The 11,936-nt window shown below is 63.6% G+C and carries 11 protein-coding genes and 1 pseudogene; 5 read left to right on the forward strand and 7 right to left on the reverse strand.

Annotation, left to right across the window (positions count from 1 at the left end; genetic code table 11):
• Positions 1-270: 270 nt before the first annotated feature.
• On the forward strand, positions 271-1,275 hold the full coding sequence (locus J2Y83_RS09110; protein WP_253400362.1) for a diaminopimelate epimerase: 1,005 nt from the start codon (positions 271-273) through the stop codon (positions 1,273-1,275).
• Between the two features lie 53 nt (positions 1,276-1,328).
• On the opposite strand, the gene codA is transcribed toward J2Y83_RS09110, so the two are convergent.
• From codA to J2Y83_RS09135, 5 genes are all read right to left on the reverse strand, one after another.
• A complete protein-coding gene (codA, locus tag J2Y83_RS09115) occupies positions 1,329-2,564 on the reverse strand; it encodes a cytosine deaminase (protein ID WP_253394602.1) in 1,236 nt (411 codons plus the stop codon).
• Positions 2,565-2,648: 84 nt separating this feature from the next.
• On the reverse strand, positions 2,649-3,917 hold the full coding sequence (codB, locus tag J2Y83_RS09120) for a cytosine permease (protein ID WP_253394603.1): 1,269 nt from the start codon (positions 3,915-3,917) through the stop codon (positions 2,649-2,651).
• Between the two features lie 191 nt (positions 3,918-4,108).
• A complete protein-coding gene (locus tag J2Y83_RS09125; RefSeq protein ID WP_253394604.1) occupies positions 4,109-4,732 on the reverse strand; it encodes an NUDIX hydrolase in 624 nt (207 codons plus the stop codon).
• 31 nt (positions 4,733-4,763) lie between these two features.
• Positions 4,764-5,120 carry a 6-carboxytetrahydropterin synthase QueD gene (queD, locus tag J2Y83_RS09130; RefSeq protein WP_017736453.1) on the reverse strand — a complete coding sequence of 119 codons (357 nt, stop codon included), beginning with the start codon at positions 5,118-5,120 and terminating at the stop codon, positions 4,764-4,766.
• Between the two features lie 77 nt (positions 5,121-5,197).
• The gene (locus J2Y83_RS09135; protein WP_253394605.1) at positions 5,198-6,277 is read right to left on the reverse strand and encodes a patatin-like phospholipase family protein; all 1,080 of its coding nucleotides are present in this window, start codon (positions 6,275-6,277) and stop codon (positions 5,198-5,200) included.
• A 155-nt stretch (positions 6,278-6,432) separates the two neighbouring features.
• Here J2Y83_RS09135 and J2Y83_RS09140 point away from each other — a divergent pair, with 155 nt between their 5' ends.
• From J2Y83_RS09140 to J2Y83_RS09155, 4 genes are read left to right on the forward strand one after another with little or no spacing between them, the layout of a single operon-like run.
• Complete coding sequence (locus tag J2Y83_RS09140) at positions 6,433-6,735, forward strand: PepSY domain-containing protein (RefSeq protein WP_253394606.1); 303 nt, start codon at positions 6,433-6,435, stop codon at positions 6,733-6,735.
• On the forward strand, positions 6,735-7,046 hold the full coding sequence (locus J2Y83_RS09145) for a PepSY domain-containing protein (protein WP_253394608.1): 312 nt from the start codon (positions 6,735-6,737) through the stop codon (positions 7,044-7,046). The genes J2Y83_RS09140 and J2Y83_RS09145 overlap by 1 nt, the downstream gene beginning before the upstream one ends.
• Complete coding sequence (locus J2Y83_RS09150) at positions 7,046-7,714, forward strand: response regulator transcription factor (protein WP_253394610.1); 669 nt, start codon at positions 7,046-7,048, stop codon at positions 7,712-7,714. Before J2Y83_RS09145 ends, J2Y83_RS09150 begins: the two co-directional genes overlap by 1 nt.
• Entirely contained in the window at positions 7,711-9,024 is a 1,314-nt protein-coding gene (locus tag J2Y83_RS09155) for a sensor histidine kinase (protein WP_253394612.1), read from the forward strand. The genes J2Y83_RS09150 and J2Y83_RS09155 overlap by 4 nt, the downstream gene beginning before the upstream one ends.
• Before the next feature lie 737 nt (positions 9,025-9,761).
• Here J2Y83_RS09155 and J2Y83_RS29800 read toward each other — a convergent pair.
• Together J2Y83_RS29800 and J2Y83_RS29805 are read right to left on the reverse strand one after the other, a co-directional pair.
• On the reverse strand, positions 9,762-10,517 hold the full coding sequence (locus J2Y83_RS29800) for a methyl-accepting chemotaxis protein (protein ID WP_373423798.1): 756 nt from the start codon (positions 10,515-10,517) through the stop codon (positions 9,762-9,764).
• 102 nt (positions 10,518-10,619) lie between these two features.
• A pseudogene (locus J2Y83_RS29805) lies at positions 10,620-11,909 on the reverse strand (HAMP domain-containing protein); the annotation flags it as partial.
• Positions 11,910-11,936: the final 27 nt, after the last annotated feature.

Below are 11,936 nucleotides of genomic sequence, written 5' to 3' on the forward strand. Positions count from 1 at the left end.
CGCGCGGGGTTCACGCCGACTGCGGATTTTATTTTCTCCATCACGGAACGCTCTGGCCGCTCGCAGCCACCTAGAGGTCATCGCGCTGTAGGAGGTGTTCTGGAAGGTGCGTAATCCCCGTGAGAATTGCTGAACCCCAGGCTTCTTGCGGCGGATGACGCACCTTCCAGACCACTTCCCACACGTCGACCGTTCTGTAATACGCTGCTGCTTCTGTGTGCAGGTGACTTGACGGACGAAGCGATGAAGGACTTTCAGGCAGGCGACAACATGACCCGGTTCTACGATGCCCGCGGCAATATCTATGGGGTGGTCAGCCCGGCCTGTTTGCGCCGCCACGGTGTCGAGGTGCCCGACAATGCAGCGCTCGCGGCGAGCAGGCGGGACGCGTGGGCACTGCCGGCGATTGCCGCCGAATGTGGCTGGGGGCTTTCGCCGCGTCCGGCCGGTGCCAAGGCGCACCGGTGTGATGGGTTGTTGGTGGGACCGTTTCAGGCGGCGCCGCCGTTTGATCTGTTGATCGTCAACACGGACGGCTCCCTCGCGGAGCGCAGTGGCAATGGTCTGACCATCTTTGCCCAGGCGCTGAGCGATCAGGGTTTGATGACGCAGGGCTGCGAGCTGCGGGTGCATCACGACAAACCGGATGCGAGGTCGCCGCTGGCGACTTATGTGGAGCCGGCGCTGTACGAGCAGGTTCGCGGGTTCTGGCTGGCCTTGGGGCAGCCGGCGTTCGGCCCGCTGGCGGTCGGCGCGGTGGGCGTAGACCCGCTTGTCGCCGAGGGTTGTGCGTTCAGCCATGTGCCCGCGCTGGCGGCAATCAACCCGCAATGGACGCGCAGCCAGTTTGTCCGGGTGGGCAACCCCCATTGTGTGACGTTGGTGACGCAGGCCGCTGCACTGCCGGACAATCAGCCGATGCTCCAGCCCGCGCTGTTCGAGCCATTGCAGGCGATTGCATTTGCGCCACCTGCCGGGCGTGGCCAGCCCTGCGTGGCCGGGGTCAATTTGCAATGGGCCGCCCGGGCGTCCGGCAATCGAGTACTCGCGCGGGTGTTCGAGCGGGGAGAGGGGCCGACGGCATCCTCCGGGACCAGCGCCTGTGCCGTGGCGTGCGCGGCGTGGCGCGCTGGTTGGGTCGAGGGCGCGGAGGTCGCGGTGGTGATGCCGGGCGGTACGGTGCCGGTTCGGTTGCAGACGCAGGCTGAGACAGTGCTGAGCGTCAGCCTGTTCGGGGCTGCACGGGCGCAGATCGAGGCAGGGCCGCGCGGCTGATCGATTCGAGTCGCAAACACAGCGTACTCGATTCGATCGTCGCCCCCCGCGTTCTACAAAAACGCCACCTGCGCGGGCTGGCGCTTCATCAATACCTTGCCGTTGCGGATCGAGTACAGCGCCAGGCCCTGGCTGCGAATCACCTCGTAGTCGCTGTCTGCCGAAAGGATCAACAGATTGGCCGGCCGGCCGGGCTCCAGGCCGTAGCGATCACCGAGGGCCATGGCCTTGGCGCTGTTGTCCGTGACTAGGTCCAGCGCGCTTTGCAGGTTGCGGTAACCGAGCATGTGGCAGATGTGCAACCCGGCTTCGAGCACCCGCAGGATGTTGCCGTTGCCCAGGGGGTACCAGGGATCGACGATGGAGTCCTGGCCGAAGCACACGTTCATGCCGGCTTCCAGCAGCTCGTTGACGCGGGTCACGCCGCGCCGTTTCGGGAAGCTGTCGAAGCGCCCTTGCAGGTGAATGCTTTCGGTGGGGCAGGAGACAAAGCTGATACCGGAATGCCCGAGCAGGCGGAACAGTTTGGCGCAGTAGGCGTTGTCGTAGGAGCCCATGGCCGTGGTGTGGCTGGCGGTGACGCGGGCGCCCATGTCGCGGCTGCGGGCTTCTTCGGCCAGCACTTCGAGGAAGCGTGAGTGCGGGTCGTCGGTTTCGTCGCAGTGAACGTCCACCAGGCAGCCGCTGCGTTCGGCCAGGTCCATCAGGAACTTCACCGAACTCACGCCTTGGTCGCGGGTGTATTCAAAGTGAGGGATGCCGCCGATCACGTCGGCGCCCAGGCGAATGGCTTCCTCCATCAACTCGCGGCCGTTGCGGTATGACTCGATGCCCTCCTGGGGAAAAGCGACGATTTGCAGGTCGATCAGGTGCGTACTGTCTTCGCGCACTTCGAGCATGGCTTTGAGCGCGGTGAGGTTCGGGTCGGTGACGTCGACGTGGGTGCGCACGTGCTGGATGCCATGGGCGGCGAGGGCCTGGATGGTTTTTTTGGCGCGGGCCTTGGTGTCTTCGTGGGTGATGGTGGCTTTGCGTTCGCCCCAGCACTCGATCCCTTCGAACAGGGTGCCGCTCATGTTCCAGCGCGGTTCGCCGGCGGTGAGGGTGGCGTCGAGGTGGATGTGCGGTTCGACGAAGGGCGGTATCACCAGGTTGCCGGCGGCGTCGAGGTCGTCGGGCGCGGCCGTGAGCGCTGTCGTTTGCGGCGTGATGCTGGCGATCCGGCCGTGTTCCAGGTGCAGATCATGCAGGCCTTCACGGTTGCGCAGGCGGGCGTTGATGATGTGCATGGGCAAGTTCCTCTTGGCTAAAATCAATCAGGCAGGCGGCCGCCAGGTTACCATTTTGGTGAAACCGGGCGTCGAGGGTCGGTATCATGCCTGGACGTCAGCCAACGCTGCCCGCCCGCGCAGTACGGCGCTGAGTAGCATGTAGGTCAGCGACGCGGCCACGATCCCCACCAGCGGTGCCACCCAGGGCGAATTGAACGCCAGTACGGTGCCCACGGCGTAGGCCGTCAGCCCCGGCCAGTTGAACGCGGGCAGGCGCGCCTCGGCCAGGCGCGGGTAGCGGCCGCGATAGCGATAGAAGAAGTCCGCCATGATCACCCCACCAATCGGTGGAATCACCGTGCCCAGCAGGATCAGGTACGGCACCAGCATGTCGTACATGCCGAGCAACGCCAGCAGCGTGCCAATCACCGCACCGGCCAGGGTGACTGTCTTGCGGCGGCGGGTGCGCAGCAGGTTGCAACCGGCCACGGCGAAGTTGTAGATGGTGTTGTCCTGAGTGCTCCAGATATTGAGCAGCAACATGGCCATCGCGGCCGTGGCAAAGCCTTGCAGCAGCAACACCTCCACCACGTCGGGCTGTTGATAGACGATGGCGCCATAAGCCCCGATCAGCACCATCAAGCCGTTGCCGACAAAGAAACCGATCAGGCTGGCGAGCACCGCGACCTTGGCCGAGCGCGAAAAGCGCGTCCAGTTGGTGGCCTGGGTCGCGCCGCTGACAAAGGTGCCGAACACCAGCGTAATCGCCGTCGACAAGTCCAGCTCCGACGTCGGCACCACCGCCAGCAACCCCTGCAGCCCGCCGACTTTCACCGTGGCGACCCACATCGACAGGCACAACAGAATGCCCATGGCCGGCACCGCGATGTAGGACAGAATCTCCAACCCGCGATAGCCCACGTAGGCCGTGGCGCAGAACAGCAGGCCAAACAGCACCATCAGCACCAGCACGTTGCCCTGGCTCAGCTCGAAATATTTGCCCAACACCACGGCGGCGGTAGCGGTGCCCCAGGCGTACCAGCCGATCTGGGTGAAACCGAGGATCAAATCACTGAGCTTGCTGCCGACTTCGCCAAAACAGAAGCGCCCCATCAACACCGAGTTCAGGCCGCTCTTGAATGCGATGTAACCCAAGCCTGCGGCATAAATGCCCAACAGCAGGTTACCCAAGGCCACGACGCCGAGCATGTCGACGAAACTGAACGCCACGCCCAGCTTGCCGCCGGCAAACATGGTCGCGGTAAAAAAGGTAAAGCCCAGCAGCACCATGGCGGTGGACGCCAGGCCCTTGCGTGCATGCATCGGGACTTCGCTGAGGGGGTAATCGTTGCCCGGTTCTTGCTGCGTCATGTGCCTTGCTCCCTGAATGAGTGACGCAGGCCTATTGCACCGCGCGTGCCAATTCAGCCGCAGTGACGGGCGCACGGTGGGCGTTGTGCAGCGTGCACAGGATTTATTGCCAAACAGGCGCGGAGCACGGGCGGGAGTGGTCGCGGTGCCCAATCGGGCACGAAAGCGGTGCAGCGGTGATACACATTGGATCAGTCGAACAGCGTTTGCGTGGTCTCGCCGCGATGAAAGGCAAAGGCCGCCTCAAGATCACTTTCGATGGTGCGCCCACGGGACAGCGGCGGCAGGTCGTCGAGGGCGAAGAACCCCACCTCGGTGGTTTCGAACCCGGCCGTCGGCGCCAGTTGGTCGACCCGTTCACACAGGAAATACAGCTTGTAGAAGTCCCGCACATCCGCGCGGTACAAGCCCTTGGCTTTGTGCGTGACGCTGTAGAGCGCCCGCGCGGTCACCGTCAGCCCGGCCTCCTCGCGGATCTCCTTGACGATGTTTTCCGCCGCCGACAGACCGATATCGGCATAACCCCCCGGCAGCGCCCAGCAACCATCGGTCGCCTCGCGCACCAGCAGAATGCGCTCGCCGTCGATCACCGCGCCGCGTACATCGATCATCGGCGTCGAGTAGCGCTGGGCGAAATCCGAGACCAGCCCGGTGATGCGTTCCAGCGGCACATTGCCCAATTGCGCGAGCATGCTGTGGGCGATCTCGGCAATTTCCTCCAGGCGCTCGCGTTCGAAGTCGTCGGTGCAAAAATGCAGCCCCGTGGAAGCCAATGCCTGCAAGCGTTTGGCCTGGGCCAGCCAGGTGTTTTCCATAGGGCGCTCCGACAGGGCGTTGACGTGAGGTTTACTCGCCGCGATAGATGCAGCCGCTGGTGCAGGTTTCATGGATGCGAATCGCGCTGAGTTCGGGCAGCAGGGGTTTCAATTCGGTCCAGATCCACTTGGCCAGTACTTCGCTGGTGGGGTTTTCCAGGCCGGGGATGTCGTTCAGGTAGTTGTGGTCGAGGCGTTCATAGAGCGGCTTGAAAATCGCCTTGATCTCCGAGAAGTCGCGAATCCAGCCGGTATGGGGGTCCAGGTCGCCGCTCAGGTGGATCGCCACCTTGAACGAATGTCCATGCAGGCGCCCGCACTTGTGGCCGTCTGGCACGTGGGGCAGGCGGTGGGCGGATTCGAATGTAAATTCCTTGAAGATTTCCACAGTATTTTTCAGCTCGGTCAGGTTTCTGGCAGGCGGCGAGTTTAACAGCTACATCGCGCCTCGCGCATACCGCTGGGTCAAAGCGTCTGCAAGCGCTCGCCCAGGCCACCCTGGTCGGCCAGTTGCAGAAACTCATCGCCCAGGCGCCGGCTCTCGCTCATTGCGGTTTGCCAGTACTTGTTGCGACTCGCGTCATCGCCCAGAAAGCGCTTGAAGTCGCTGCGGTCCGGCAGTTTGCCGTGGGGCAGGCGGGCCAGGTAGTCCTTCGACGGTGCCAGCAGCAACACGTCCTGCAAGCCTTGTTGATTGCTGCGTCGCCATGGCAGGCTCTTGTCGAACCAGCCGGGGATGACGCGGTCGGTGAAGTGCGGGTACAGCACGATGTCATCGCCGTGGTAGGGCAGGTCGAGGTGGTAATCCAGCAGGCCGCCGTCGCGGTAGGTGCCCGCGCCCGCGCCAGGCAGGTCGCGCACGCCTTGCATCACCATGGGGATTGAGCCAGACGCCAGCAGCGCCTGGCGCAGGTTGCCCAGGTTCAGGTCGAGGAAGCGCGACGGGAAATCCTGCAGCGCATGCACCGGCGGCGCCTGGCGTGGGTCGTGGAGGATCAGCCGTTCGAAATGCCGCGCCAGCCGTGCGCGGCCGCGCAGGTTGTCGGCAATTACCGACGATAAGCCCAGGCCCAGGCGCCCGCGGTGATCGTCGGCGAGCAGGCCGTGGCTCTTGACCACCATGATGTTCAGCCGATAGTCGGGGTTGTCCAGCACCCGCGCATCGCGCCCGGCCAGCAGGTCATCGAGCATGCGCCGGCAGCTCTGGCTGACCTCGGCCATGGTCACGCCTTTGGCAAAGCGCTGTTCGTTGTACAGGCGGCCGAGGTCGAGCAGGCCTTGCACCGGGTCGGGCAGGCAGGCGCTGGCAAACCGCCAGGAACCGATGGAGGCACCGATCAGCGCGCGTTCGCGCGGCGAGCGGGGTAGCCAGTCGCCGAACAGCGCCAGGTCCAGGCCCTGGATGCCCAAGGCCTTGGGCCCGCCCGCCGCACCGGGAAGGATACCGACATCGGCAGGCGTGAGGCCTTGCTCGCGAATGCGCGCAAAGGCGCGCTTGCCGGCCTTGAGTGTCAGGGCGGGAAACTTGATGTGGATGGCTGTCATACCGGTCTCTGTTGAAGCGAGCGGGGCAGTATAGAAAATCTCGCCGGGTGAAGGAAAACGCGGGTGACGCGAATTGCCATGGTGGCAATTCAGCTTCAGTTAAGTTGCCGCGGGTATGGTGGCGTAGGACAAATATCGTGAAGCGGAGACTTATCATGAAGCGCCTTACAGTGCTGGTCGCCGCCGGGATCGTCGCCTCTTTGGCGGCACAGGCCCAAGGAGTGGACCCCGACAAACCACTCCGCGTGCCCGGCACTGTTACTATTGTCGCCTTCGACCAGCTTGAAGCCACGGCCCTGGCCCTGCATCCCGGTTCTACCCTGCTGGACACCGACCTGGATGAGGAATATGGCAAGTACCTCTACCAGGTCGAACTGGAGGATGCCGACGGCATCGAATGGGAGGTTGAATTGGACGCGCTCACCGGGCATGTTCTCAAGAATCATCAGGATACGTAATGAAGGTATATCGACGCGCCGTTGGCTGGGTGGGGCTGGTGCTCCTGGCGTTTTGCTCAAGCCTGCCAGCCCGCGACCTCAACCAGGATGAAGCCCTGGCTCTGCGCCAGCAGGGGGTGATCCTGCCGCTCGAGCAACTGTTGCAGCAGGCCATGGCGCGCCACCCCGGCTCGCGGCTGCTGGAGGCTGAGCTTGAGAAAAAGGACGGCCAATATGCGTATGAAGTGGAACTGGTGACGACCGAAGGCGTGGTGCGCGAGATCAAACTCGACGCGACCAGCGGTGCGCTGATCAAAGACGAGGAAGACTGATGCGCCTGCTGTTGGTGGAAGACAATGTACCGCTGGCCGATGAGCTGATGGCCGGCCTGCAGCGCCAGGGCTATGCCGTCGATTGGCTGGCCGATGGGCGCGATGCTGCGTACCAGGGCCGCAGCGAACCCTATGACTTGATCATCCTTGACCTCGGCCTGCCCGGCTTGCCCGGGCTTGAGGTGCTGGCGCAATGGCGCGCGGCCGCGCTGGCCACCCCGGTGCTGATCCTCACCGCCCGCGATTCCTGGGCCGAGCGCATCGAAGGGCTCAAGGCCGGGGCCGACGATTACCTGAGCAAGCCGTTTCATCCCGAAGAGCTGCACTTGCGCGTCCAGGCGCTGTTGCGCCGCTCCCACGGCCAGGCCAACCAGCCGACCTTGCAAGCGGCCGGCCTGCACCTGGATGAAGGGCGTCAATGCGTGCTGCGCGACGGCGACGAAATCCAGCTGACCGCCGCCGAGTTCCGCCTGCTGCGCTATTTCATGCTGCACCCGGAACAGATCCTCTCGAAAAGCCATCTGGCCGAGCACTTATATGACGGCGAGACCGAGCGCGATTCCAATGTGCTCGAAGTCCACGTCAACCACCTGCGCCGAAAATTGGGCCGCAGTGTGATCGAAACCCGGCGCGGCCAGGGGTATCTGTTTGGCGCCAGTCCTGCATGAGGTCGATCCAGCGGCACCTGAGCCTGGGGCTGATCAGCGTGATGGTGGTGGTTGGCGTGGTGCTGGCGCAAACCAGCCTATGGTTGTTCGAAGCCGGTTTGCAGCGCTATTTGGAAGCCGGTTTGCGCAACGACAGCGAGAACCTGCTGGTCGCGCTGGTGCGCGGGCCGAATGGTGTGCAACTCGACGAGCAACGCTTGTCGCCGGCCTATCAGCGGCCGTTCTCGGGGCATTATTTCCGTATCGATTTCGCCGACACCCGCTGGCGCTCCCGCTCATTGTGGGACCAGGAGCTGCCACGCCTGCCCGAGGTCGGGCTCAAGGGCAACCTGCAACTGGGGCCGGAAGGCCAGCAACTGTTGGTACTGCGCTCGGACTACAAGCGCTTCGGCCAATCGATTTCCATCAGCGTGGCCCAGGACTACACGCCCGTGCGGGAAAGTTTTCGGCTGATGCGTCAGATCGGCCTGGTGCTGGGGGTGGCGGCCCTGTTGCTGGTGTTGATCCTGCAACGGGTCACGGTCCGTCGCGCTTTGCGCCCGCTGGAAGTTGCGCGCAACCAGATCGCCCAGCTGCAACAGGGCCAGCGCTCGCAACTCGACACCCAGGTGCCGCTGGAGCTGGAGCCGCTGGTGGCGCAGATCAACCACCTGCTGGCCCACACTGAAGACAGCCTCAAGCGTTCACGCAATGCCCTGGGCAACCTCGGCCACGCGCTGAAAACCCCGCTGTCGGTGCTGTTGAGCGCGGCGTCGAGCGAAGCGCTCAAGGATCAGCCGCACTTGCGCACGCTGTTGCGCGAGCAGCTTGAACAGGTGCAACAGCGCCTCAACCGCGAACTCAACCGCGCGCGCCTGGCCGGCGAAACCCTGCCGGGCGCCTTGTTTGATTGCGCAAAAGAACTGCCGGGCTTGCTGGCGACCCTGAACATGGTCCACGGCGACCACCTGGACTTGAGCCACCACGCCGCTCCAGGCCTGCAATTGCCCTGGGACCGCGAAGACTTGCTGGAGCTGCTCGGCAACCTGCTGGACAACGCCTGCAAATGGGCGGATGCCGAGGTGCGCCTGAGCGTCAGCGAGACGCCGCACAGTTACCTGCTGGCGGTGGAAGACGACGGCCCCGGCATTCCCAAAGCCCAGCGTGACCAGGTGTTCAGCCGTGGCACGCGCCTGGATGAACAGATCGACGGCCACGGCCTGGGCCTGGGGATCGTGCGCGATATCGTCGAGGTATGGGGCGGGGTGTTGCAGTTGCAGGAAAGCCAACTGGGTGGGCTCAAGGTGCTGATCGAACTGCCCAAGCGCTGACGCCGATCAAAAAGGTGGGAGGGGGCTTGCCCCCGATAGCGGTGAATCAGTCGATGTAGCCTTTGACTGACCCACTGCAATCGGGGGCAAGCCCCCTCCCACATTGGATCTCCTTCAGTGTCGGCGTTGATCACTCACACTTGGAAATGATCCATCAACCCCTGTTGCTGATTGGCCGGGCGGTGAGTCACCAAATGCTGGCCCCGATCAAAAAGGTGGGAGGGGGCTTGCTCCCGATAGCGGTGAATCAGTCGATGTAGCCTTTGACTGACCCACTGCAATCGGGGGCAAGCCCCCTCCCACATTGGATCTCTTTCAGAGTCGGTGGCGGTCACTCATACCCGGAAATGATCCATCAACCCCTGTTGCTGATTGGCCGGGCGGTGAGTCACCAAATGCTGACGCCGATCAAAAAGGTAGGAGGGGGCTTGCCCCCGATAGCGGTGAATCAGTCGATGTAGACTTTGACTGGCACGCTGCAATCGGGGGCAAGCCCCCTCCCACATTGGATCTCCTTCAGTGTCAGCGTTGATCACTCACACTTGGAAATGATCCATCAACCCTTGTTGCTGATTGGCCGAGCGGTGAGTCACCAAACGCTGACGCCGATCAAAAAGGTGGGAGGGGGCTTGCCCCCGATAGCGGTGAATCAGTCGATGTAGCCTTTGACTGACTCACTGCAATCGGGGGCAAGCCCCCTCCCACATTGGATCTCCTTCAGAGTCGGTGGCGGTCACTCACACTTGGAAATGATCCATCAACCCTTGTTGCTGATTGGCCAAACGGTTCAACGCCTGGCTGACCCGCGCCGATTCGTTGGCCTGTTCCGACAGCGACTCGGTCACATCGCGGATCGTCGCCACGTTGCTGTTGATCTCTTCGGCCACCGCGCTTTGCTCTTCGGCGGCACTGGCGATTTGCAGGTTCATGTCGCTGATCACCGTGACCGCTTCGCCGATCTGGCGCAGGGCGGTGACTGCCTCGCCGACTTGTTCGACGCTGCCCTGGGCCTGGCGATAGCTGTTGCCCATGGCGCCGACCACATCGGTGGTGCCGCTTTGCAGTTGCTCGATCACCAGGCGGGTTTCTTCCACCGATTCCTGGGTTCGTCGGGCGAGGTTGCGCACTTCGTCGGCCACCACCGCAAACCCACGGCCGGCCTCACCGGCGCGGGCGGCTTCGATGGCGGCGTTGAGGGCCAGCAGGTTGGTCTGCTCGGCGATGCCACGAATCACTTCGAGCACTGAGCCGATCTTCGCGCTGTTGGTCGCCAGGCCTTCAACCTGGGTCATGGCGGTGCTCATGTCCGCTGCCAGATGGCCGATGTTGGTGGTGGTGCGGTCGATGACTTTCAGGCCGTCACGGGTGGCCTGGTCCGCATCGCGTGCGGCTTGGGCGGCCTGGGCCGCACTGCGGGCGACGTCCTGGGCGGTGGCGCTCATTTCATGGGAGGCGGTGGCCACCTGGTCGACCTGGCGGTATTGCTGTTCCATGCCGGCGCTGGTCTCGCTGGCGATCGCGGCGGATTGGTCGGCGGTGCCACGGGCGTCCTGCACCGAGCGTTTGACCTCGGCGATGATCGGCTGCAGTTTGTCGAGGAAGCGGTTGAACCAGCCGGCCAGTTGCCCCAACTCGTCCTGTTTGTCGTAGGCCAGGCGGCGGGTCAGGTCGCCTTCGCCGCTGGCGATGTCTTCGAGCATGTGCGCCACGCCCAGGATCGGCCGGGTCACGCTGCGCGCCATCAGCCACACCAGCCCCAGGCCGATGACGGCGGCGAGCAGGCCCAGGCTCAATTCGAGCAAGGTGCCGCGGGTGTTATCGGCGTCCAGTTGCGCCTTGAGCGCTTCGGCCGGGCCCACCAGGATTTTTTCCGGCACATCCAGCAACACGCCCCACGGTTTGCCGTCGGGGATCGGCGTAAACGGCGCCAGGACCTTGAGTCGATGGTCGGCCCGCAGGCTGCTGATCCGCGTACTGCCGGCCAGGGCGCTGATCAATTGCGCGCCGCTGGCGGGGTCGACCTGGTCGAGGCGCTGGCTGAGTTTGCTCGCATCCGCGCTGTAGCCGGCCAGCAAGCCGGTGGGGCTGAGAATGCTGACCTGGGTCTGGCCGTCATACAGCTTGTGGCTCGCCTGTTGGCTCACCGCCTGCAGGCTGTTGAGGTTGATGTCCACCGACAGCGAGGCGATGACTTTGCCATTCACCGTCAGCGGGAACACGATGCTGGTCATCAGCACGTTTTGGCCGTCGATGACATAGAAGTACGGTTCGATCACGCACGGTTTGAGGGTGGTGCGCGGGCAGGTGAACCAGGCGTTGGCCTTTTCCCCACTCGGACCGATGCTGGTGTCGGACATGTCGCTTTCGGGCAGCGACATGGCGGTGAGTTTGCCGGGCGTCGGCTGTGACCAATAGAGGGCGAACCGGCCTTTGTCGTTGCTGCCCAGCTCTGCCTGGTTGACGAACAGCTCATCCTTGCCGTCCAGGGCATTGGCTTCGAACACCAGGGACAACCCGAGCAGGTCGGGGTTGGCCTGCAAGGCGGCCTTGACCTGGCGGGTCAAGTCTTCACGGGTGTCGAAGGCATCGATGAAGCGCTTTTCTGCCTGTTCACGCAGGAACAGCACCTGGCGGGAAAACCCATGACCGTATTGATAGGCATCCATGAACTGCCGGCGGATGCCCAGCGCCTGCGCTTCGCCCTGGGCTTCGATACGCGCCTGGGCCGCTTCATCGAGCATGTGCATGCTGGAGGCTTTGACCCGTTGCGAACTCTGTTCCATGCGATACAGCGACAGACCCACCAGCAGGGTCACGATTCCCAGCAGGCAGAGGCCTGCGAGCAGGGTGATTTTCCATTGAATGGACAGCTGTCTGAGGGACATCGCGGGGCATCCTTAACCTGAAAACAT

This window comes from Pseudomonas marginalis (assembly GCF_024169655.1).
Lineage (GTDB): Bacteria > Pseudomonadota > Gammaproteobacteria > Pseudomonadales > Pseudomonadaceae > Aquipseudomonas > Aquipseudomonas paraveronii.